At 40.4% G+C, this 24067-nt stretch carries 21 protein-coding genes, 1 other RNA gene, 2 pseudogenes and 1 riboswitch; of the genes and pseudogenes, 9 read left to right on the top strand and 15 right to left on the bottom strand.

The features are described from left to right. Positions 1-18 precede the first annotated feature (18 nt). Positions 19-270: a DUF5340 domain-containing protein gene (locus tag IJ00_RS25500; protein ID WP_035158093.1), complete on the top strand. Its 252-nt coding sequence runs from the start codon at positions 19-21 to the stop codon at positions 268-270. 364 nt (positions 271-634) lie between these two features. On the opposite strand, the gene IJ00_RS25495 is transcribed toward IJ00_RS25500, so the two are convergent. From IJ00_RS25495 to IJ00_RS25470, 6 genes are all read right to left on the bottom strand, one after another. Beyond that, a complete protein-coding gene (locus tag IJ00_RS25495; protein ID WP_035158092.1) occupies positions 635-862 on the bottom strand; it encodes a DUF2949 domain-containing protein in 228 nt (75 codons plus the stop codon). A 438-nt stretch (positions 863-1300) separates the two neighbouring features. Continuing rightward, the gene (locus IJ00_RS25490) at positions 1301-1858 is read right to left on the bottom strand and encodes a DUF192 domain-containing protein (RefSeq protein ID WP_238178395.1); all 558 of its coding nucleotides are present in this window, start codon (positions 1856-1858) and stop codon (positions 1301-1303) included. 63 nt (positions 1859-1921) lie between these two features. Next, positions 1922-2608, bottom strand: coding sequence for a response regulator transcription factor NblR (nblR, locus tag IJ00_RS25485; protein ID WP_035158091.1), 687 nt, complete (start codon positions 2606-2608; stop codon positions 1922-1924). 524 nt (positions 2609-3132) lie between these two features. After that, the gene (locus tag IJ00_RS25480; RefSeq protein ID WP_035158090.1) at positions 3133-4050 is read right to left on the bottom strand and encodes an NAD(+) kinase; all 918 of its coding nucleotides are present in this window, start codon (positions 4048-4050) and stop codon (positions 3133-3135) included. A 222-nt stretch (positions 4051-4272) separates the two neighbouring features. Further along, positions 4273-5262, bottom strand: a complete 990-nt coding sequence (locus IJ00_RS25475) for an SDR family oxidoreductase (protein ID WP_035158089.1) — start codon at positions 5260-5262, stop codon at positions 4273-4275. Positions 5263-5666: 404 nt separating this feature from the next. Beyond that, positions 5667-5774, bottom strand: a complete 108-nt coding sequence (locus IJ00_RS25470; RefSeq protein ID WP_035158088.1) for a PetM family cytochrome b6-f complex subunit 7 — start codon at positions 5772-5774, stop codon at positions 5667-5669. 198 nt (positions 5775-5972) lie between these two features. Between IJ00_RS25470 and pdxA the strand changes: the two genes are divergently transcribed. After that, positions 5973-7058: a 4-hydroxythreonine-4-phosphate dehydrogenase PdxA gene (pdxA, locus tag IJ00_RS25465; RefSeq protein ID WP_035158087.1), complete on the top strand. Its 1086-nt coding sequence runs from the start codon at positions 5973-5975 to the stop codon at positions 7056-7058. Between the two features lie 301 nt (positions 7059-7359). Continuing rightward, on the top strand, positions 7360-7869 hold the full coding sequence (locus IJ00_RS25460; protein ID WP_035158086.1) for a hypothetical protein: 510 nt from the start codon (positions 7360-7362) through the stop codon (positions 7867-7869). A gap of 129 nt (positions 7870-7998) precedes the next feature. Here the strand turns inward: IJ00_RS25460 and IJ00_RS30035 are convergent, their stop codons facing one another. The 6 genes and pseudogenes from IJ00_RS30035 to IJ00_RS25440 form a co-directional block, all read right to left on the bottom strand. Continuing rightward, the gene (locus IJ00_RS30035) at positions 7999-8121 is read right to left on the bottom strand and encodes a hypothetical protein (protein ID WP_256388829.1); all 123 of its coding nucleotides are present in this window, start codon (positions 8119-8121) and stop codon (positions 7999-8001) included. A gap of 25 nt (positions 8122-8146) precedes the next feature. Beyond that, a complete protein-coding gene (locus IJ00_RS25455) occupies positions 8147-9358 on the bottom strand; it encodes a bifunctional cobalt-precorrin-7 (C(5))-methyltransferase/cobalt-precorrin-6B (C(15))-methyltransferase (protein WP_035159636.1) in 1212 nt (403 codons plus the stop codon). 86 nt (positions 9359-9444) lie between these two features. Continuing rightward, a pseudogene (locus IJ00_RS28550) lies at positions 9445-9558 on the bottom strand (Uma2 family endonuclease); the annotation flags it as partial. Between the two features lie 15 nt (positions 9559-9573). After that, the gene (locus IJ00_RS25450) at positions 9574-9912 is read right to left on the bottom strand and encodes a XisI protein (RefSeq protein ID WP_035158085.1); all 339 of its coding nucleotides are present in this window, start codon (positions 9910-9912) and stop codon (positions 9574-9576) included. Beyond that, a pseudogene (locus IJ00_RS25445) lies at positions 9900-10319 on the bottom strand (XisH family protein). Before IJ00_RS25445 ends, IJ00_RS25450 begins: the two are co-directional and overlap by 13 nt. 15 nt (positions 10320-10334) lie before the next feature. Next, on the bottom strand, positions 10335-10949 hold the full coding sequence (locus IJ00_RS25440) for a Uma2 family endonuclease (protein WP_035158084.1): 615 nt from the start codon (positions 10947-10949) through the stop codon (positions 10335-10337). Positions 10950-11037: 88 nt separating this feature from the next. Further along, a riboswitch (cobalamin riboswitch) is annotated at positions 11038-11167 on the top strand. A gap of 39 nt (positions 11168-11206) precedes the next feature. Between IJ00_RS25440 and cobG the strand changes: the two genes are divergently transcribed. From cobG to IJ00_RS25425, 3 genes are read left to right on the top strand one after another with little or no spacing between them, the layout of a single operon-like run. Then, the gene (cobG, locus tag IJ00_RS25435; RefSeq protein WP_035158083.1) at positions 11207-12643 is read left to right on the top strand and encodes a precorrin-3B synthase; all 1437 of its coding nucleotides are present in this window, start codon (positions 11207-11209) and stop codon (positions 12641-12643) included. A gap of 58 nt (positions 12644-12701) precedes the next feature. Continuing rightward, entirely contained in the window at positions 12702-13334 is a 633-nt protein-coding gene (locus IJ00_RS25430) for a precorrin-8X methylmutase (protein WP_035158082.1), read from the top strand. Beyond that, on the top strand, positions 13334-14035 hold the full coding sequence (locus IJ00_RS25425) for a precorrin-2 C(20)-methyltransferase (protein WP_035158081.1): 702 nt from the start codon (positions 13334-13336) through the stop codon (positions 14033-14035). Before IJ00_RS25430 ends, IJ00_RS25425 begins: the two co-directional genes overlap by 1 nt. A 13-nt stretch (positions 14036-14048) precedes the next feature. Here IJ00_RS25425 and IJ00_RS25420 read toward each other — a convergent pair whose 3' ends face one another. Both IJ00_RS25420 and IJ00_RS25415 read right to left on the bottom strand, forming a co-directional pair. Beyond that, entirely contained in the window at positions 14049-14774 is a 726-nt protein-coding gene (locus tag IJ00_RS25420) for a DUF4079 domain-containing protein (RefSeq protein ID WP_035158080.1), read from the bottom strand. Between the two features lie 323 nt (positions 14775-15097). Continuing rightward, complete coding sequence (locus IJ00_RS25415) at positions 15098-15469, bottom strand: hypothetical protein (protein ID WP_035158079.1); 372 nt, start codon at positions 15467-15469, stop codon at positions 15098-15100. Between the two features lie 208 nt (positions 15470-15677). On the opposite strand from IJ00_RS25415, the gene IJ00_RS25410 reads away from it, so the two are divergent. Next, complete coding sequence (locus tag IJ00_RS25410; RefSeq protein ID WP_035158078.1) at positions 15678-16730, top strand: DMT family transporter; 1053 nt, start codon at positions 15678-15680, stop codon at positions 16728-16730. Between the two features lie 30 nt (positions 16731-16760). Here the strand turns inward: IJ00_RS25410 and IJ00_RS25405 are convergent, their stop codons facing one another. Then, positions 16761-17870, bottom strand: coding sequence for a precorrin-8X methylmutase (locus tag IJ00_RS25405; RefSeq protein WP_035158077.1), 1110 nt, complete (start codon positions 17868-17870; stop codon positions 16761-16763). A gap of 197 nt (positions 17871-18067) precedes the next feature. On the opposite strand from IJ00_RS25405, the gene ssrA reads away from it, so the two are divergent. After that, positions 18068-18453: a transfer-messenger RNA gene (gene ssrA, locus IJ00_RS27970) on the top strand. Between the two features lie 184 nt (positions 18454-18637). Continuing rightward, a complete protein-coding gene (locus IJ00_RS25400) occupies positions 18638-24040 on the top strand; it encodes an ATP-binding sensor histidine kinase (protein WP_035158076.1) in 5403 nt (1800 codons plus the stop codon). The last annotated feature ends 27 nt before the right edge of the window (positions 24041-24067 follow it).

Genomic DNA, 24067 nt, shown 5'->3' with positions numbered 1-24067 from the left:
TAATCTCATATGAACTTCATGGAGCAAATACCCCTACCTTCTCCTGTTCACTACGAACTTTTACTGCAACTTTTAGAAAAACAAACAATGTCAGCAGTTAATCAAAACCCTAATTTGAGACATCAGGTGAATCAGTTGATAATTACCCTGAGAAAAGCTGCTGTTCAGCAAAAACATTTAGAGGAAGTTTGTCAATTTTCTTCTGTTTCTGTTGACCATCGATGGTCATTAAATCATTGTAATGCGGGAAAGTTGGCTAGACCTGAGTAATACCATAGACTGGTGTTGAGATTTTAGCTGAATAAAGTAAAAACGGGCTAATTAATTAACCCGTTCTTCACATTTTATTTGATTGTATTTCCTGAAAATATTCCGGATAACAATAGGGGATAAGGCGATAGCTTATCGATAGACAACATAATAGATTGACTATAAAAAGCCGAAACATCTATCGAAGTTGAACAGAATATATGTTTAGAAATTTTGAATGAAAAAATATTTTGTGTAATTAATGACCAGTTGAAAATTCACGGTATCGTATCACTGAAATAAAGTTATCATCAAATATTCTGAAAATGCTTAATTTAGATTATTGTAAATTTTGCATTGGCTTCACGTTAAGTCTCTAGGATAACTAAACCGTTTCTAGCCAGTCATATATCTGTTCTAGCTGATCCAGGGTTATTAAACCATACTGCCAAAGAATCATCGGCAATGGACCTGGATCCTGTTGACTATGACGCAGTGCTACAGCAATGGAAGCTGTAGATATCGCCATTTCTTCCTGTAAAAAATTAATCAGTCGCGAGTAACTTGATGGTGACATTTTTGTCTCACCTCCTTCGGTAGTTTTTTCTTTCATTGTATAATTTGCCTTTTCAGTAGATAGTAGCTAATTTGTCACCTGTGAGTAAATTTCCCTAAGAAAAATTTATTCTTTGACGAGAACCAGAAAATGTACAATGCAATACATTTTTCTGTTGGCAAAACGAATAGCACTGCTCCTGAGCAAATCGGGACAACATCCTTAACAGCGTTGAGTTAACTACACAACAAATAAGGAGAATTCCATTGCTTAATCATCTCCGATCAGTGCTGATTTACACGTACGCCAAAAGATAGATTTTGGTTACTTCGCAAACAATCTTTTCCGGAAGGGATGGAAGATTTTTTTACGTAAATGGTAATATATCATACATTACCTAGGAAGCGATAAATATACTAATATCAATGCATTTTTTGTTACAGTACCAAAATATTTGTCATGAAAATATCCATAATAAACTTAACTTGTAGCATTTTATTTACGTGAATTACCGGAATTTAGAAAAATAATTTTGATACGTTCACCAGATTTGAGGTGCAATTCACTAGCACGTCCAGCCCGTAGTTCTATAACTTGGTCGATAGTTGTTTGAGGACCGTAGGTAGGGCAAGGTTCTTGGGTACAGGGGGGGACATTGCTGGCGATCGCCTGGATTACACCATCACGGAGAAAAACCATGTCTAGGGATACGGGGACATTTTTCATCCAGAAACTGACCGGTCGGGGAGAACCAAAGGGAAAAAGCATTCCCCGATTAGGCGGTAGTGCTGGTCGATACATCAGCCCCATGGCTTGCTGCTCCGAGGTGCTTGCCACTTCCAAATCAATCTTGGTGCTGTCAGGAAGAATAGCTTGGGCGGTAATAGGCAATTGTTGCCCTAAATTTGTATTCAATGCTGGTGGGGGTGAACTAGGGGACACACTGGGAGGATTAGCTGTGGAGGTCGAGCAGCTAATCAGGAATATACCTAGTAAAGCAGAGAATAAATTTTGCCAGGAAAAGAAATTTGTGGTCATTGACTGATAACTCATAGCTGATTTCGGAACAGTGGCTAATTTACTTTCTCCCTTCTCTTCACCCTTCTAGGGAAAAACTTAGGACTCCCGTAGGACATAACCCACGCCACGCACTGTTTGAATCAGGCGTTTTTGCCCCTCGTCTTCGATTTTCAGACGGAGATAACGAATATACACTTCAATCACATTCGATTCACCCATAAAATCGTATCCCCAAACGTTTTCCAGAATTTGTTCACGGGTAAGAACCTCGCGGGGATGTTCCATTAAGTACTTGAGTAATTCAAATTCCTTCATGGTTAAGTCGATCGCCCGTCCGTTAAGGATAGCGCGACGGGTGGCAATGTCAAGGATTAAATCACTAAAACGGAGTTGTTCGCTGGTGTCAGTATCTGGTTTGAGGTACAGACGGACTCGATTGAGAAATTCTTCCGAACGGTAAGGTTTGAGGAAGTAATCATCAGCACCAGCTTCCAGACAAGCTATGCGATCATCAACTGTATCCCTTGCCATCAACACAAGAACAGGCGATCGCGTACCTGTACTACGAAGGTTTTTACAGAGAGATAATCCTGATTCTCCTGCTAACATCCGGTCAATCACCACTAGAGAAGGTTGGCGATCGCGACAATATTGCAAACCATTAATTCCGTCTTGAGCCATTAAAGCTTCGTAACCAGCTTCTTTTAAATCACCAGCAATTTGACTCGCCAAACTATCATCACTTTCAATAACCAACACACAAGGGTTAGAAGTCAGTGCCATAGGTAATTAAAAATCCCAAATTAGAAATGCTCAGTTTGCGACTTACTCATTAAGATACAGTTGACTCAGATGAGGTAAGTATGATGCTGAAAAATTCAGCTTGGTAGGAGGGGACGAGAATTTAAGGGACAAAGTGTCCTTATCTGTCGCAGGTATTAAATACTGAATACTGTGAGAAATTGCCCTGTAACCGAATTATGAATCGAAAAACCCTGCTCGGAAGTATTTTCTACCAAGTTCACGTACAAGTATTAACTATGAGATATGTATTCGACAATAAATTTAATTTTTAGTTAATAGTCATAAAAAGAGACAGGGAAGAATTGACTCAGAAAAAACACCCTTCCCTGGGATTAGTCATAACTCATAGTCATCACAGAATCGGGGGCATGATAGCGCTCCCATTGAGCAAGTTGCAAAACCTGACAATGTCATAACAGGATGAGGGGTTAAGTTAGATAATTTATGGAAATCCCCTAAATCCCTTTCCCCCTACCCTAAATTTGGCAAAAAAATCTATGGATTCAAGGCAATTCCACAGATGTCGGTTTGGCAATATGAGGTAACCCCCAACCCAGTTTTTCCCGCAGGATCCGGAAAAATTCGGGTCGTTGCAGACGAATAAAACGAGCAGTGTATGGCGATCGCTCTAAATACACCCTGTCTTGGGGTAAAACATAACAACCACCATTCCCATCCACCACCATCACCAAACGATAGGTATTGACAGGGTAGATATTCACAGGCTCATGATCGGGGAAAACCAGCGCCCTGGAAGCTAAGGAATGGGGACAAATAGGCACAAGTTGTAACACTGGGACACCAGGAGTAATTACAGGACCCCCAGCACTGAGAGAATAGGCTGTCGAACCAGTCGGTGTAGAAACAATCACACCATCTGCGGCAATATCCACAGGTGCATGATGCCCCACAGCAATTTCAAAATGGCACATCGAAGTCAGAGGTTCTCGATGTAACACCATCTCATTCAAGCATAGGGCTTCCCACAGAGTTGATTCCCCACGGAACACCTTGACACTGAGCATGACACGCTCCTCAACCTCATACTCTCCTGTCAATAACTGTTCCATCGCTAGGGGTAATTGGTTCATATAGGCTTCTGTGAGAAATCCCATATGACCAGTATTCACTGTGAACATCGGGATACCACAGGGAGCAACCTGACGCGCAGCAGCTAAAACTGTACCATCCCCCCCTAGCACCACAGCGAATTGCATCTCAGCATCAAAACCGGGAGGTGTGAGTCCCTCAATCGGAGTATGACAGACTGGACTGTTAGGATTTGAGTAACCCAACATTCCCCCCGTACCAGTTGCTAAACATACATCCCAACCGACGGCGGTGAATTTTTCTTCCAGTTCGATAGCAGCACGACACGCTATCGGCTTCACATCGTTATAAATAATGCCTACCTTCGGCACGCTTAGATATCCAAACTTTTGGCAACGTTTTTTTATTATGTTACTAGTCATGTGTCATTTGTCATTTTTTGTTTTTGACTGACTGGCTGTGAGCAAAATATCTATCAGTTAGAGATACTTCCGCCTAGGTTTATCCCAGCATCTACTTGGGAGTATTCGCAAGCCAGGAAACTAGGCTACCGCAACTGCCGCAACAATCACTAATGACTAATGACCAAATGACTACTGACTATTAACTTTCTTAAAGGGAGTTTTCTTTTCTTTTTTCTTTTTGTTCTTGTTCTTCTCGTAATCTATCTCTCTTAACTTCTTCATAATCCGACTGAAGTATTCTTGTAAGTAAACCTCTAAGGTGGTAACTTCCTGAGAATCAAAGCCAAAGACTTGATACACCTCATCCATAGAAGCATTCAGGGACTTGCCACTAGCTAAAACCTCTGTAAATGCTAGTCTGTCAGAAACATTCCATCCCCACTGGAAGAAACGTAATAACCCCCGCATTGCCCGTAGTAAACCCATAGGCATTCTGGTGACTCTTGCATCTTTCCCCGAAAGACGTTCGCAAACGGAAATAATTTCTTCCGCACTCCAGGGACGGGTTCCCACAACGGGAAAAACTTGCTTTTCAGTTTCTGGGATGCTCAAAGCACGAATGGCAAATTTCGCAATATCTTGAGTATCCATATAGGCGATGGGAGAAGATTCCCCTGTCACCCATACAGGTTGCCCTTCTAGGATAGGAATTCCATACTGCCCAATTAAGCCCTGCATAAACCCTGCCAGACGTAAAATTGTGTAATTTAAGCCTGACTCTGCCAAAAAAGCTTCTGTACACCGCTTAATTTCCATGAGCGGGACTTCGGGATATTTATCTGCATCTAGTATGGAGAAAAATATATAACGCTCCACACCAGCAGCTTTGGCTGCCTGAATTAACGATACTTTTCCTTCCCAATCCACTTGTTTGATAGTTTGGGAATCTGTAGGACGAGATGTCGCAGCATCAATTATGGCTGTCACACCTTCTAGGGCAGGTTGTAGTGTTTGGGGATAACACAAATCTCCAGGCACAAGTTCTGCACCCCATTCCTTAAGAAATGCAGCTTTTCTGACACTGCGAACCAGACAGCGTACCTTATACCCCTCATCGATGGCGCGACGAACCACTTGTCTTCCTAAGGTGCCAGTGGCACCGACTATTAATAATGTCATGGGGGTCTATTACAAATCGTAAACTTTTATGAATAAAATCTTAACAGAATGTCTTGCGTAAACAAAAATTTACATTTTGATGACAGGTATGCAGGTTTCCACAGGGAGACAAGCTATGGTGTTTCTCCCCTCCACTTTGGAGTGACAAAAATGACAAGATTTAGATAAGCAGAGGGCTTTCTGTGAATTCCTATTCCCTCAGGGTATAAGACACAAAGAAATCAGGAAACTCATTTGCCCTCTGCCAAGAGGGTTTAACACCCTACCTATATTTAATTGATGAAACAAGAAGATTTTTCTGGAGATGGGTATTCACAGTTAAGAATGTAACTTTGTGAGATTCTGTTTGTCCTCTATCTCCAGCATAGCTGCCTTCTCAATCTTGTGCCTGTTGATTGAGAGAGCTATTCTTCTTCCGCACCTTGAATTTTCAGTAATAAAGTTCCCAAAGCCCAGCCGACAAAGATTAAACTGAAGGGCAAGATTGCTGCATTGAAAATTTCGCCGCCCATTACTTCTCCTTGGTAAATGAAATGATGTAAACCTAGATTTACCACAACTTAACAGCAATTGTGGTGAAATTAAACCCGTGTAAATTATTGTAAATGACAAAATCCCTGGGGGATAGGGTATCGGTTGTAGGGGTGTGGAAATCCCCGTCTACACTCTGCTTATGCGGTTTTTTCAAACATTTATTCGGAATATTTACCATGTCTATGGCATTAGATTCCTATCACCCAAACAAACCTAGATTAATTTTGACACAGGGCGACCCTGCTGGAATTGGGGGAGAGGTCATCTTGAAAGCTTTGTCCCATAGGAAAATATCAGATGACTATGATGTGACGGTGCTGGGTAATCGAGACTTACTCATCCAAAACTATACAAGTTTTCCAGAGAGTATCAGGTCTAATTTGAGACATCCAGAGGAGTTATCGATAATTAACGTGGCGATTCCCTCGGATGTGCAGGAGCAAATTTTTCTGGGGAGGGGAAATGCTGCGAGTGGGTGGGCAAGTTTTGCTTTTATGGAAGAGGCGATCGCCCGTACATTGGCAGGGGAGTTTGATGGTATCGTCACAGCACCCATTGCAAAATCAGCCTGGAAGGCAGCAGGATATAACTATCCGGGGCAGACAGAGTTATTAGCTCAAAAAGCTGGTGTAGACAAATTTGGGATGTTATTTGTGGCGCGATCACCCCATACCGGATGGACGTTACGTTGTTTGTTGGCAACCACCCATATCCCCCTAGAACAGGTTCCCCAAACCCTAACACCAGAATTAATGAGCAAAAAGCTAGATTTACTCATTGAGTGCCTAGAGGAAGATTTTGGCATAGTTCAGGGAAGGATTACGATCGCGGGTTTGAATCCCCATAGTGGGGAAGAAGGGCAACTAGGTACAGAAGAACAAGAAATATTACTTCCTTGGTTAGAAAAAGCTCGCGACAGGTATCCCCATTTTCAATTAGATGGTTTCATACCACCGGATACTATGTGGGTAAAACCTGGTCAAGCTTGGTATGGGAATTCCCAAATAGCAAATATTGCTGATGCGTATTTGGCACTTTACCACGACCAAGGCTTAATCCCTGTAAAACTAATGGGGTTTGACAGAGCAGTAAATACTTCCATCGGCTTGCCTTTCGTGAGAACTTCCCCAGACCACGGTACTGCCTTCGATATTGCTGGTCAAGGGATGGCTGATGACACAAGTATGCAAGCTGCAATTCAGTTTGCCGCAGAATTAGTGACACAAAGAAAACAAAGAAAAATTTATCATCAACACATATAAAGGTAGATTAGACATCATCCTTGAGGTAACTTTTAGTATTGTTGTGTTCCATATATAATACTGGCGGGCATTTTAAAATAATGCACCTATGGCAATCCTAAATTATTTATAAAATTCTTCTTTATTTATATATTTCATGTTAGAGAGAGGAAATATATATTCTGTCTAGAATAATTATGAAATGAATAAGTGAAGATTAATTTTGTGAAAAATAACAGGAATACCATATCTCAAATAATTATCAAAAAATAACAGTAGTGATACGATAAACTACTGGGTTTTTTAGCAATCAGGAGAAACGATGAGTAACTTACTTCGCAACCTATTAGTTGGTGCAGGATTGGCTACTGTCGGTGCAATTGGCACTAAAGCAGCTGTAGATTATTTCAAGAACCGTGGGGAAGAAGAAGTTGTTGACGAAAGTCAAGGTGATGCGGAAGCAACTTCTCCGGAAGAGGTTGCCTATGCTACCGTAGAAGCTAGTTCTGTGCAGAATTTTTTAGACGCTAGTTTTGGTGATGCTGGTCGTTATGTTCCTAACCGTCCACCGAAAATTTTTGATTATCAAGGTAGTCAATATATGGTGATTTGGGCATATGACAATAAACAGAACAAGAATCAAATGTTAGCCTTCTCTTACACTGATGCTGGAAGAAAATTAATTGCCAGTGTCGGATATACCAGTGATAAAACTGATTATAATATCAATCTTGGTAGCACACCTTTTGCAGTAGAAGTTAATGGTGATAAATTAACTTCTGGTCAATCAGAAACGGGTGGAACTGATGATGTTGATTTCGTTTTGAATTAAATTGTAAGTAGCTAGGTTTAATTAAAGGTAGGTATGTTAGGCGTAGCCGTAATACATCAAAGTCTTATTATGCATGGGTTACGCTGCGCTAACTCATCCTACAAAGGTTTTATATTTAATTGCACCTTCCTACTTAGTACTTCTTTCTTGAGCACGAATATAACCATTTTCAACCATTGCCTGACGTAATTTCTCGTCATCACGTAAGCGTTTGAGAGCGGCGATCGCCTTCGTAACAAAAGAAATTCTCATTTTTGCCAAATATTCCTATTCCTCATCACTTATTTACTAGCCAATGGGTAATAGGAGCCATGGTTTTCCATCCCAGAAAACTACCGATGGGGGCGGTTCTTTGCACAGATATCCGGGTTAATTCTCCGCCATACTGTTGATGCAATTGCAATATTTTATACTCACTTTCTAGGGTGACAGCATTAGCAACTAAACGCCCACCGGGTCGTAACCCTTGCCAACAGGACTCAAACAGACTCGGTACGGTGATACCACCACCAATAAAAATTGCATCAGCAGTAGGTAAATTTTCTAAGACTGTGGGAGCTTTACCAGGGAGAATTTGCAGGTTAGGTGTACCGAGGGCAGCAGCATTATCAGCGATATGTTGGAGACGAGTAGAATTTTGCTCAATGGCGATCGCCTGACATCGGGGGTGGGTTCGCATCCATTCAATACCGATGGAACCGCATCCTGCTCCCACATCCCACAATAATTGCCCTGGTAGGGGAGCTAGGGAAGACAAAGTAATTGCTCTGATTTCTCGCTTCGTTAATTGTCCGTCATGGTGGTAAGCAGTGTCGGGTAATCCTGGCGATCGCGCTAGGTGGAAAACTTCTCCATGGGTGAGACATTCTACGGCAATGGTATTTAAGTCTGCTAACTCCCCCGGTTCAAAAGATGCAGCAGTGGTACTAAGAATGCGTTCTTGGGAACCTCCCATTCGTTCCAGGATGGTAATTTTACTATCACCATAACCTCTTTTTGTCAAGATATCGGCGACGGTGGCTGGGGTAGTCCTATCGGCACTTAATACCAGTATTTTAGCGCCGGGATAAATGGCAGCTTGTAGCAGAGCGGCAGGACGACCACATAAACTCAAGCTTTCCACCTCTGGGAGTGACCAACCCAAGCGGGCACAGGCAAGACTAAAGGCTGAGGGAGTGGGTATAATTGTCATCTCCGAGATGGGTATTTTTCGGGAGAGGGTGACACCGATACCAAAGCACAAAGGATCGCCACTGGCTAAGACACAAACTTTTTCTCCCCGACGTTGGATAATAGCTTCTAGGGAGGAATTGAGAGGAGAAGACCAGAGAATTTTTTCCCGTTTATCCTGCGGTGGGAGCATAGCTAAATGGCGATCGCCACCACAAATTACCCTTGCTTGGGAAAGTAGAGAAACCGCGATCGCGCTTAACCCAGATAAACCATCCTCACCAATACCAATTACAGACAGCCATTTTTCCTGAGTCATACTCATTGGGGATTCAATATTTCGGATTGAGTGAATCCTGAGATTATCCAACAATTGATTGCCAATCCAACAGAAAAATAGGTAACCTACAGGAACATCGATAAACTCAAGCTAAATCCAGGTAAGATATTTTCACCAGATAATTCTACCGGCAGATTTCGCACTTCCACATCTTGCCACTGACGGTAAATTTCTACTTGCATTTAAATATAATATTACAGAACTGGAAACTCCGTATATTTTTGTTGTTCAAGAGTTCTAAAACCTAAAACAATTTGTTCTTTGGGAATTCCCTCACTAACTAAATCTACAGCGACACCCTCTTCTGTACCATCATGCTGAATCCAAAGTTTATTATCAATAATATCTATATGTAACAAGGTTCCATAAATACGATAACCATCTTGCCAACCAGTTTCTACTAAAAGATATCTATCTCGTTCTGTATCAAACACTAATTCTGTTTGCACATCCTCATCATTACCCAGAAAATCAGCATAATCTCTCAACACCTTGGCGATAATGTCACGGTAACTCATCTTTAAGGAATCCATCGGATAATTTCCTCCTTCACAGTATCGAAGGTCAATAAACGAATAATGCCATCCTCCAGTAAAATTTGACCAGCTTCTTCTTCAAAAACTCTTTTACTAGTATCTTCACTAATTGCTAAATAGAGAGTTTATTCAGAATAATAGCGCTTTAATAAACGAGCGTATAAAACAAACTGACCAACAGCTTCTTCTAAATCCTTCATGTCAGAAGGATGGGTAAAACTCTTCACCTCAACAGCAATTTTTTCTACTCCTCTTTCTGCTGCTAGCAAACGTTTCGCACCTAAATCAACAAAAAGATTTTTCCCGCGAGCTAAACGAATTCGTAATGGATCGTGAGTAATTGTCCAACCATCTTTAATTAAAGAAACCTTAACAGTTTCATGGTAAATATCTCTAGCAGGCATAAGTCAATAGTAAAATTAACCCCATACCCGACGCAAACTTAGGATAAAACCTGGTAAAACTTCCTCACCGGATAAAGATTCGGGATTATCCAAAACTTCCACACCTAATCCTGGTCGGTAAATTTCCACTTGTCGCTGTTGTGGATCGAGTAACCAGCCTAATCTCGCCCCATTCTCCAGATATTCCCCCATCTTAGCTTGCAAGGACTCAACCCGATCGGAGCTAGAACGCAACTCAACCACAAAATCGGGGCAAATATTGGCAAAAGTTCCTTTTTGTTCCGTCGTCAGTACATCCCATCGTTCTTGACTAACCCAAGAAGCATCGGGAGAACGGGTGGCTCCATTGGGTAAAATGAAACCAGTAGAAGAATCAAAGGCTTTGCCCGGTTCACTGGAATTACGCCACCAAAAATATAATTCACCGGAAATACTCCAGTTATATGCTCCAGTTTCCCAACCTGTGGGTGGGTTCACAATTAACTCTCCTTGGGCGGTTCTTTCTAGTTTTAAGTCGCGGTTGACTGCACTGAGGGCTGTAAACTGTTCTGGGGTGACGTGTAGCCCAATTGATGATGGTAACTCAATCAATAGGGTTGGTTTTTCCGGACTCGTGGGTGTTTGTACCATATGTTTGGAGGTACTTTTTATGATTATTCTACAACTTTGTCAGTTGGTGAATTAGTCACCAGAGTTAAAGAAAACCTTGTCTCTGACAACAGAGGAATTTCCCCATGGTAGAATACCCAAGCTTGGAGTGGGGAAAGTCCGGTGAGATTCCGGTACTGTGCCGCAGCTGTAATCCAATTTTGTTAGTCAGAATGCCGACTCCGCAAGTATCTAGAGATATTCATCTGCTCTCTGCGTAGCACAGGGAAGGGGTTGCCATGTTATTAGCGTCTGATTCTGTTAGCTGTCCGGGGATTTTTTATGGTACATCCGCACGGGATGGGAAATTGTTGCGGATTCGCATACCTGGGGGAATTCTCCATAGTCAGCAATTTGTGGCGATCGCGGAATTAGCTACATCCTATGGCAGCACCTATATCAATATTACTAATCGAGGCAATATCCAAATCCGTGAAATCCACCAAGATATCTCAACTGATTTTCTGGTGAAATTGCAAAAATTAGCTCTAGCTGCGAGGATTCCAGAGGTTGATCATCTCCGAAATATTATGGGTAGTCCGACTGCGGGTATTGATAGAGATGAATTAATTGATACTCGTCCCCTGGTGCAGGAATTGGATAGTTATATTTCTACCCACCCAGAGATCGCACCCCTTTCCCCGAAATTTAGTATTGCTGTGGATGGTGGTGGTGCGGTGACTATTAGTTGCCAACCCAATGATATCTATTTAACTGCCGTTCGCATTGACCAACAGGTGTATTTCTCCCTGAGATTGCACCAAGAAAACACTGCCAGTATTTTACTGCGACCAGAAGAATGTGTGATGGCGATCGCTGCTGTCATCCAAGTCTATTTACAAAATTCTCCCACTACCCAGATAGCAACCCCTACCCGTCGCAAATCCTCCCAACCTCGACTCAAGGAAGTTGTGCAAGCTGTTGGAGTAGAAAAATTTCTCCTGGCGATCGCCCAGCAACTGGGGAAATCACTCCCCCGGTTTCACCATCCCCCAACCCAGTATCCATCCTATTTACACATCGGTATCCATCCCCAACGACAGTCAGGATATTCCTACATCGGTGTCCCCCTTCCCCTAGGAAGAATCGAAACTCAGCAAATAAACGCTCTTGCAGACATCGCCACAACCTATGGCAATGGTACAATTCGTCTCACACCATGGCAAAATTTTATCCTCAGCGACATCAAAAATGAGTATTTACACGTAGTTGAGCAAAAACTCAAAGAATTACAACTACCAATATCCACAAACAATATTTTCGCTGCCCTGGTAGCCTGTAGAGGTAATCAAGGATGTGCTGCTGCTGCTGGTGACACTCAAAAACACGCCCTAGAATTAGCAGAGTTTCTACATCAACGTGTCCAATTACAACACCCGGTGAATATTCATTTTACAGGTTGTGACAAATCCTGCGCCCAACAGACACCCAGCGATATTACTTGTCTTGGTGTCAGTGAAACTTCACCAGCAGGGACTTTAGAAAAATATCAAGTTTATCTCGGCGATCAGCAAAGTCGGTTTGGACGTTTACTCTCTTCCCCAATAGGAGTCACCGAACTATTTCCCATCCTAGAGAAAATTTTACAACTTTATCTCAGTCAAGGAAACAGGGAATCCTTTCGGGAATTTATCAATCGCTACAGCATTGCAGATTTACAAAGGATACTTCAGTGAAGTAGGAAACAGCCGAGAAATCACCAAACCTTCAACCCTTCCCCCTATTAAAATTTGAATGACAACAATTAATTACATTCGAGACGGCAAAGAAATATATCGTCAATCCTTCGCTACCATTCGCGCAGAAGCCAATTTATCCGCCCTACCACCAGATTTAGCCAAGGTGACAGTACGTTTAATTCACGCTTGTGGGATGACCGATATTGTCAATGATATCAGCGCCTCAGCAACATCTGTAACTGTGGGACGTAACGCTTTAGCCCAAGGAGCAGCAATTTTATGTGATTGTCAAATGGTAGCAAATGGGGTGACTCGCAAACGTTTACCCGCAGATAACCAGGTGATTTGTACCTTGAATCATCCCCAGGTTCCTATTTTGGCTGAGCGTATGGGTAATACCCGTTCGGCAGCAGCTTTAGAGCTATGGTTAGACTATCTCCAAGGTGCAGTGGTAGCAATTGGTAACGCTCCAACTGCCTTGTTTCACCTCTTAGAAATGTTAGATGCTGGCGCACCCAAACCTGCTCTGATTCTGGGTTTTCCCGTCGGTTTTGTCGGTGCTGCTGAATCCAAAGCCGCTTTGGCTATAGATAGCCGAGGTGTACCATTTATAACTTTACACGGACGCAGAGGTGGCAGTGCGATCGCCGCAGCTGCAATTAATGCTTTAGCAATGGAGGAAGAATAATGGTAAAAGGTCGTTTATATGGTGTTGGTGTAGGTCCCGGAGACCCCGAATTATTAACAATCAAAGCGTTACGATTATTACGTTCCTGTCCCGTAGTTGCCTACCAATCTGCTGAGGGCAAACCCAGTGTAGCTAGGGGTATTGTTGCCGAATACCTCCCAGGAAATCAAATTGAAGTTCAGTATCATTTACCCCGTGCCCTTGACCCCGCAGCAGCCCAACCAGTCTATGATGAAGTAGTTACACCCATTGCCACCCACCTAGCTGCTGGACAGGATGTAGTGGTTCTCTGTGAAGGCGACCCGTTATTTTACGGTTCATTCATGTATGTTTTTACACGCTTATCTGACGAATATGAAACGGAAGTAGTACCGGGAGTTTCCTGTGCCATGGGTTGTGCTTCCGCTTTAGGAGTTCCCCTCACATATCGCAACGATATATTTAGTGTGTTACCCGGCACATTGCCTAGTTCAGATTTAGAAACACAATTATTAAATGCGGATGCTGCGGCAATTATCAAAATTGGACGGCATTTTGCCAAGGTGAGAGATGTTTTAAATAAATTGAATTTAACATCACGGGCACGTTACATTGAACGCGGAACCATGGAAAATCAAAAAGTGATTCCTTTGAATGAAGTAGATGCAGAAAATGTGCCCTATTTTTCCATGATTTTAGTACCTTCCGAAAGTAGACTATAGAGTGAAAAACTTTTTAAGGTAAGGATGGAGCTTGAATGGTGCAAGGTTTTGTATCACATTTTTGTTTGTAAAGCTCTTGGACATAACTTTCTTGCCAATGGAGAGGAACTTCCAATAATGATAGAGTTCCAGTGAATCCTTGCCCAATAAAGATTAACAGAGCTAGACAATTTAATGCGATATGCACTTTGCGCCAAAAATTTGTTTTATCTTTGTATATTTCTGGTAATATTGCCAGAGAAAAAATCATTAATAATGCGGCAGCTATGCCATAATAATAATGGGAAATATACCATTGTTCTGTTTTGCGATAGATGCCATCTTGACAACCAATTATCACTAAACCCATACCAGTTAAAGTGGCAAATATTGCCCGCCATTGCTGGGATTTTGCTTGATACAGTAGAATTTGAGAGGCAGTTGTTGCCACAAATATCAGGATAATAAAAATTACTTGAAACTGTGATTTAGTCCAGGTTCTCTCATCTATAATATGACCAAAAACATCATTGGCTAAAGCCATTAAAACAATACCAACGACAGAACCAGTTAACCATCGTCCCAGTTGTACATGTTCTTGCCCTGCGATGGGTGGAATTTTGCTTTTACCTGTGGTTTTTGTTTCTAATCTGCGTTGACGAGTCAGCAAAGCGCGATTCACAACAATACCAATTAAGGGGAAAACTACCACTACGGCAATTACAGGATGCAACAACAAAATTAAATCTCTAAATTCCATAGAAAGCTCTCTGAAAATAGCTCAATAGGATAATTGACGAATAGATAAAGACTTTGTAGAGGGTTGTAATGCTCTGTCAAACTTAAACGCTTACCAAATAAATTTTTCTCCTTTGCTCATCTAGGAGAGAAGACATTTAAACTTGAGACACAAACCGGGGGTTAAGGCAATGGTGATATCTGATGTACCAACAAAGATTTCACGTTGATTTGACATTAAGAATTATTGCAATTTTCCCTCTACAAAAATATAGAGTCACCGTCAAAAATATTGCTGATTGTCTGCTAATAAGATATCAAAAATGAGGCGATGAAGTTATAAAATTATTTAACTTCGTTAGGTGAGAATCTAGCTATTTTACCTTTCTTAACTGTAATTACGACATCATAAGTTGCACAGTAAGAAATAGTGATATCATTAGTCTTATTGTAGAGATTAACCACCATCCCTGCACCACCGGGTTGGACTCCAATTGGTTCTAAATCTCCAAAAAAGTAACGTCGTAGTTGGTCTCCACTACCAAACTGACCTTTACTTTTGATCAGCATATCAACTTTTTGTTGAGTAGTTAAACCTGTAACATCTTTCATTTCCTGTTTAGCTTCTTGAGCGGAAGCTTGAGGTAATACAGGGATATTACCAATAGTAAACATCCCAGCGATCGCCATGGTTGCTAGCAGTGAGGTGAATTTCATCTTTTTACTCCTGAAGTGTTTCTATCATCCCGACTGCTAAAAGCATCGCAGTTACCACTGAGAACTGATTGAAGTTAAACCCTAAATTCCCTGAATATATCCTAAAATAAATCTCAATTATTACTCAGCATTTTCTCAGATTTCCCTCGCCCTGACTTGACTCGACAAGCTTAGAATTAAAAGAAAGTGCTTTTACAGCAGGATTGTTATGCTCGGTAAGCCACACAAACAACAGCATCAAGTCTCGAAAATTCCTGGGCAAATTTATCTTTGGCTGGCAATCCTAATTTTTGGAGCATCTAGTGCAATTACTCGCAAACTGACAGAAATTGGTTCCCAACATTTTATAGACGGTCGTAATCCTATTTCCCTATGTAATGTTTTATTTGTGGGAAATTTGTGCGCCTTAATATTAATGATAGCAATTTACTGGCGGCAGTGGAACAGAACTAGATTAAAAAAAATATCGAGAAAAAACTGGTTTTATTTAGTAATAGTTGCCATCCTATCAGGCGCGATCGCCCCTGGATTAATATTTCAAGCTTTGGCACTCACCCATGTGAATAATGTTGTCTTAGTGGGACGTTTAGAACCACCTGTGACACTAGCATTATCAATTTTATTATTAAAAGAACGGGTTAATATTTGGGAGATTATAGGGGCAATTACTGCCTTTTTTGGTGTCACTCTCACTATAATTTTACAACCTCCTGGACAAGAAATGATGCAAATGGCAGGATTTCATTTAGGAATTGGAGAAATTCTTGCAGTTATCGCAGCTTTAGTTTTAGCGGTTGCGACAATTCTTGGCAAACAGCATCTTTCACAAATTCCCCTAGGAGTCTATAGTGTCTTTCGTACTGCCTTGGGAACTATCATCTTTTTTATTATTGCTTTAATTCTCTATGGTAGTGACCATTTTATGGATGTTTTCTCACCTTTTCTCTGGCAGTGGATGTTAGTCTATGGTGCGGTAATTGTTGTTTTAGGGCAATCTTTCTGGATTAAAGGTTTGAGAAGTTCTAGTGTTTCTGTTGCCTCTTTAGTTGGCTCCTTTACTCCCCTGGTGGGAATTATTGCAGCTTATCTAGTCTTGGGGGAAGCTCCAAATATAGCTCAATATATTGGTGGTAGTTTGATTCTCATTGGTATTTTTATCAGTCAAATTGGAATACGCAATCAAGGGAAGAAAAATATAAAAATGATTTCCCCTGTTGCAGAGCAAAAATTAGATATGGATACAGGATTTAAGGGGATATAATACCAATTATCTCTATTCAAATATTCCCGATTAACAATTTAAATGACAGTGACAATCTGGTTTAGCTATTAATGATTCAACCAAAGAATTGAGGGCAGTCGCGGCTAATAACCCTCCTCCTAATGTTCCTTGAATTGTCATATAGGGTGATGATAATTGCATCAGTCTACGCTTTGCCGCAGGTGCATGACTAAAACCGATGGGCATCCCAATGACTAAAGCCGGTTGAATTTGTTGATTTTGAATTGCTTCACAAATAGCTAGTAAAACCGACGGTGCATAACCAACTATTAAAATAGAATTAGCTGAGATTTGAGATAGTTTTTGTCTCCATTGCGGCGATCGCCAAAATGCATTTTCCGCTTCTGTCACCGTTGTCACATGGCGATCGTCAATCAAAACCTGGGTACGACACCCCAAATGCATCAATCGAGTTTGATCAAGAGCAGCAGCAACCGTGGGAATATCCACCACAACATCACAACCTGATTTTAACGCCCCTCGACAACTGGCGATCGCCCCCCGACTTACCCGAATAAAATTTACCAAACTCACATCCCCACAAGCTAAAACTAGCTGAGAAATCACATCACGCTCAATCTCTGAACGTTCTAATAACTCCGGTAATAAACATTGTAAGGATTCCCCAAACACTTCTGGATGAGCATCCACTTGAGCATCTAATCGATTCCACAACGTCTCTAATCCATCAAATCCCGTCTGTGTCTCCACTTCTAGCAGTTTTAACTGTGCTAATACTTCCGCTTGCATGATTTGACAATCTCTATCTCTTCCTAGCAACCCCTCTAAAGCAGATGCTGTCTGTCGTAGTTGAGCAATTTGCTGCATCACATTCCGATATTGCTGTTGCAATTGTGCTGTCAAATTACTACCAATCTCAGCTTCTGGCTCTGATTCTAAGATTTGCTGGATATGGTTGAGTTGAAAACCCTGCTGTTTCAATGCCACAATCCGTTGTAATCTCTGCACATCCTGTTGATTGTAGAGTCGGTAATTTCCTTGACTTCTCACAGGTTGCGGCAATAACCCTAAGGAATGATAATGTCTCACCATTCGTGGTGTTGTACCACCCCCCACCGTATCCGTTAATTCCTTAATAGTGAGATGTTTTTTTGTCATACTTTTCCAGAGCTAACAACACTATGCCTGCTTTCCTATTTCTAGAGAAAGAAAAACACAGGAAAAGGTGAGACTTTCATTATGACCTAGCGGAATCAAATAAACTCAAAGAGGAAGGAAAAATTTTTGTCATAAAAAGCAAAATTCTACCTCTTGTTGTTCTGCAATCAACGTGCTACAATCAGACTACAGGACAAGGGTCCGTAACGGTTTCGACAGGTTGGCGAAAGCTACTCTGTGATTCAGGTCGAGAGTGAGTCGTCTCTCGCAAATCAAAGACTCAAACAAATGTAAATGCGAACAACATCGTAAAATTTGAGCGTGTAGCAGTAGCTGCTTAATCTAAACCTCTCAAAGGTACGCTCGCTTCTAGTTTGACTCCGTTAAGGATTAGAGGCAAACCCCAACGGATGCGTGAGTAAGTTCCCTCTGGTGGACTTATTAGCAAAGACTTTACCAGAGCATCCTACCGTTCGGGATAATGAACGTTCCCCGTCTTGAGGGTTAGATAGACTAAACCTGTGAACGAACGGGGTGTTAATACCCAATTTGGACAGCAGTTCGACTCTGCTCGGATCCACTAAATAATTTCATTAGTCCGTTTTGGTAGCTAGTACCAAGACGGATTTTGTTTATGAGAGCATCAATTCCGGATATTCCCCACTTGGAAGTTACAGGAAACAGCAAATATATTATTTTGTGTACAGATAAAATTCTGTCACATTATATGGGAATACTAAGTGCGAAGGTATTTAGAGTTATGAGCGATGATTACTACTCAAGTCAATATTCCCGGATATCAAGTTAGTGAACAACTTTACGATGGTTCCAGAACCCAAGTATATCGTTGTATTCGAGAAATAGACTCATTACCAGTGGTAATCAAAGTGCTAAAAAATTCTTATCCTAGCTTCAACGAACTCCTGCAATTTCGCAACCAGTATACCATAGCGAAAAATCTCAACTACCCTGGAATTATTCAAACCTATAGTCTAGAAACTTACCAAAATGGTTACGCTTTAGTGATGGAAGACTTTGGAGGAATTTCCCTCAAAGATTACTTCACTAATAATCATTATTCTCCATGTTTAGAAGAGTTTTTAGAAATAGCAATTTGCCTATGTGATACCCTAGATATTCTCTATCGTCACCGTATTATTCATAAGGATATTAAACCCAGCAATATTTTAATTAATCCTGAAACCAAAGAAGTTAAATTAATTGACTTTAGTATCGCATCTTTACTTCCGAAAGAAACTCAGGAAATTAAAAGTCTCAATATATTGGAAGGAACTCTAGCTTACATTTCCCCAGAACAAACAGGAAGAATGAATCGGGGAATCGACTATCGCAGTGATTTTTATTCCTTGGGTGCAACCTTTTATGAATTACTCACAGAACAATTACCATTTTCCTGCGAAGATGCAATGGAATTGGTGCATTGTCACATTGCAAAAACGGCACCTTTGGTACATGAGATTAATTCAAAAATTCCATTGGTACTATCAGAACTTGTCTACAAATTGATGGCAAAAAATGCCGAAGACCGCTATCAAAGTACCTTAGGATTGAAATATGATTTAGAACAATGTTTAGCTTCCCTTCAGGGAAATGCAACAATTTCATACTTTCCAATTGCTCAGAGAGATATTTGTGATAGATTTATCATTCCCGAAAAGCTCTATGGACGAGAAGCAGAAGTCCAAAATTTACTAGATGCTTTCGAGCGGGTCTCAAACGGTCAAACAGAAATGATGCTAGTTGCAGGTTTTTCAGGAATTGGGAAAACTGCGGTAGTGAACGAAGTGCATAAACCTATTGTTAAACAACGGGGATATTTCATCAAGGGTAAATTTGACCAATTTAATCGGAATATTCCTTTTTCCGCATTTGTGCAAGCATTTCGCTACTTAATGGGGCAGTTATTAACAGAAAGTCAGTCACAAATTCAGGAATGGAAGCAAAAAATTCTGGCTGCTGTGGGCGAAAATGGACAGGTAATTATTGAAGTAATTCCAGAGTTAGAAAAAATTATTGGTCAACAATTACCATTACCAGAATTATCAGGCACTGCCGCACAAAATCGCTTTAATTCATTATTTAAAAATTTTCTGCAAGTATTCACAACTAAAGAACATCCCTTAGTTATTTTCTTAGATGATTTGCAGTGGGCAGATTCGGCATCTTTACAACTGATGCAATTATTAATGAATGAATCAGCCAGAGGATATTTATTATTAATTGGTGCTTACCGAGATAATGAAGTATTTCCGGCACATCCCCTAATGATGACCTTAAATGATGTTAGCAAATCTGGCACAGTTATTAATACGATTACTTTACAACCTTTGAGCCAAAATAGCTTAAATCAACTCGTCACAGATACTTTAAATTGTACTGCTGATGCCGCAGAAGCATTAACTCAGTTAATTTATCAAAAAACTCAAGGAAATCCATTTTTTAGTAGTCAATTTCTCAAAGCATTGTATGAAGATGGGTTAATAAGTTTTGATTTAGATGCTGGTTATTGGCAATGTGATATTAGTCAGGTAAGAAAAACAGCCTTAACTGATGATGTTGTAGAGTTTATGGCATTGCAGTTACAGAAGTTATCCCTAGAAACCCAGAAGATTTTAAAGTTTGCAGCTTGTGTAGGCAATCAATTTGATTTAGAGACTTTAGCAATTGTTTGTGAACAATCAGAAATGGAAACCGCTACTGCTTTGTGGAAAGCTTTGCAGGAAGGATTTATATTACCACAGAGTGAGGTTTATAAGTTTTATTTGGGTGTTGAAGCACAAGTTCATCAACGAGAAGTTTCTCAAGCTGTTAACTATAAATTTTTACATGACCGAGTGCAACAAGCTGCTTATTCTTTGATTCCAGAAGCAGAAAAACAACACACACATTGGAAAATAGGTCAATTACTATTACAAGGCTTATCTACACAAGAACAATCAGAGAGAATCTTTGATTTAGTCAATCAATTAAATCAGGGGAAAGAGATAATTTCTCATAGTCAAGAACAGCTACAACTAGCTAGGCTAAATCTTCAAGCAGGAGAAAAAGCCAAACTATCAGCAGCTTATCAAGCGTCAGAAAACTATTGTGAGATTGGCATTGATTTATTACCTACAAATACTTGGCAGACAAACTACCAGTTAAGCTATGATTTGCATCGTTATGCCTCAGAAGCCGCGTATTTATGTGGTAACTTTGACCAAGCAGAAGCCCTCTACAAAGTAGCACTTACCCATGCTCAAACACCCTTAGATAAAGCAGTAATTTATCGAGTACAGATGACTCAATATCAGCTGCAAGGAAGAAATGGGGAAGCAATAGATATTCAACGTCAGAGCTTACAATTGCTGGGATGGGAAATTCCCACAGAGCAGGAGTTGATTCAAGCTAGTTTTGATACAGAAGTTGCTACAGTTAAAAGATTTTTGGAACAGCATACTGTTGAATCCATCCTGGAATTTTCCAAAATGGAAGATGGCATCATCGCAGAAATGCTGCGAATTTTACAAATTCTTTTCTATGCTGCATGGTTAGATGGTCAGCCAATTTTAGCACTTCTAGCAATTGCTAAAATGACCACTTTATCTTTGCAATATGGGAACAGTGATATGTCTCCCTTCGGTTATGTTGGCTATGGCTTAATTGCGAATGCTGTATTAAAAGATTCTGCTACAGCTTATCAGTTTGGAAACATGGCTGTACAACTTTGTGAACAATTTGATAATGCTGATGTGCGGGGGATGACTAATTTTCTCTTTGCTGCGGATGTTCATAGCTGGAGTCGTCCCATCCGAGAAGCTGATACCTACTATGAAAATGCCTATAAGTATGGTATGGAAGGTGGGAACTGGCTGACAGTGGGCTTTATGATGATACAAAGTGGTTCCGATCGCCTGACCTATGGTAAAAATCTTGATGAATTATACGCGATCGCTCAAACCCATGCAGATTTTTTACGCCGCATCAAAAGTTTAGAGAATCTCGATGCTTTAATAGTTGGAGTCATCCAACCAATCCGTAATCTTTTAGGTTTAACAAAAACTTCCTTTACCTTTGATGATGATAGTTTCAGTGAAGCTGAATATTTACAAAAATATAGCAATACACCCTATCACTTGGCTTGGCTATATTCTGTGAAAATTCGCCATGCCTATTTATTTGATCACAAAGCTGCATATCCTGATTTAATTCCCCAACTCAGCATCATTGAAAATACTATTGCCAGCCATGCGAAAGTTCCTTCCAGTATCTTCTATGTAGCCTTGATGCATTTAGCTTTAGCGGAACATGCTCAGGAAGAGAAAGAACGTCAACTTCATTTAGAAGCCGTTACTATCCTGGAAGAAAAATTAAATAATTGGCGGCAAGCTTGTCCAGAAAATATTCTACATAAATGTTTACTGATTCAAGCAGAAAAAGCGCGACTAAATCACGAAAAAATGACAGCGATTGAGTTATATGAACAAGCAATCAACGCAGCTCAAACTCATAATTATGGCTACGAAGAAGCTTTAGGTAACGAATTAGCAGGTAGGTTTTATTTGAATTGGGGTAAGGAAAAAGTTGCTGCTGGATATATGCAAGAAGCTTATTACTGTTACGCAAGATGGGGAGCCAAAGCCAAAATCGATGATTTAGAAGCGTGCTATCCCCAACTAATTCAACCTATCTTACAACAGCGACAAATTACCCTCAACCCCTGGGAAACTATCGGTACCATTGGCTTTCCTCGGACTTCTTTATCAACCCATACTTCTACTAAAAGTATTTCCGATGTCCTAGATTTTTCTTCTATCCTCAAAGCGGCTCAAACTATTTCTAGTAGTATTAAATTAGATGAGCTTCTTGCCAGTCTTACCCAAATTATTCTGGAAAACTCTGGTGCGAAGAAATCTGTATTAATTCTACCTCAAGATAATGTTTGGCAAGTGGGAGCAATTACCTGGATTAATACCCAAGGTCAAATCCAAACGATTCTTCAACCACAATTCACAGATACTTCTGAAGATATCCCTATAAAACTTATCAATTACGTCAAAAATACACAAGAAATACTTGTTATAGATAATTGCCAAACAGATATTCCTGGAGTAATTGGGGAATACATGCTAGAGCATGAGCCTAAGAGTATATTGTGTATGCCGATTATGAATCAAGGGCATTTGGTAGGTATTTTGTACTTAGAAAATCAACTGGCAACTGGGGTATTTACTGATGAAAGGTTACAAGTTATCAATCTACTTTCTTCTCAAGCTGCAATATCTTTAGAAAATGCCCGACTTTTTCAACAAACTCAACAATCATTACAAGATTTACAAAATGCACAATTACAAATAGTCCAAAGTGAAAAAATGTCCGCTTTGGGTAATTTAGTCGCTGGTGTTGCCCATGAAATGAATAATCCCCTTGGCTTTATTGCTGCTAGCCTCAAGCAAGCAAAACCCACTGTGACTGATATTACTGAGCATTTGAAACTATATCAAGAAGCTTTCCCCGAATCCAGTGTTCATATTCTGGAACATGCTGAAGAAATTGACTTGGATTATAGCTTAGAAGATTTGCCCAAGATGCTTGATGCTATGGTAATGGCATGCGACAGATTAAAAAATATTAGCACTAGCTTAAGAACTTTCTCCCGTGCCGATACAGATTACAAAGTATCCTTTAATATCCATGAAGGACTTGATAGTACAATTTTAATTCTCAAACATCGGTTGAAAGCGAATCAACTGCGTCCTGCCATTGAAGTAATTACAGAGTATGCTAAATTGCCCCAAATGGAATGTTTCCCAGGGCAATTAAATCAGGTATTCATGAATATTCTGGCGAATGCCATTGATGCTCTAGATGAGTCAAATATTGGGCGAAGTTTTGCAGAGATTAAAGCAAATCCTAATAAAATTACCATTAAAACATCAATGGAAAATAGGCAGGTAAAAATCTCCATAGCTGATAATGGAAAAGGGATGACTGAATCAGTCAAACAGAAAATATTTGACAATTTATTTACTACGAAAGGTGTAGGTAAGGGTACGGGGTTAGGATTGGCGATCGCCAAACAAATTATTGAAGAAACCCACGGTGGCAAGTTGAGTTGTAATTCCCTCCTAGGTAAAGGTACGGAGTTTATTATTGAGATGCCAATGTAAATTTTATTCCACTAAAAGTAAATTTAT

The sequence above is a fragment of the Calothrix sp. 336/3 genome, from assembly GCF_000734895.2.
GTDB lineage: Bacteria > Cyanobacteriota > Cyanobacteriia > Cyanobacteriales > Nostocaceae > 336-3.
This window is presented reverse-complemented; position numbering and strand designations above follow the sequence as displayed.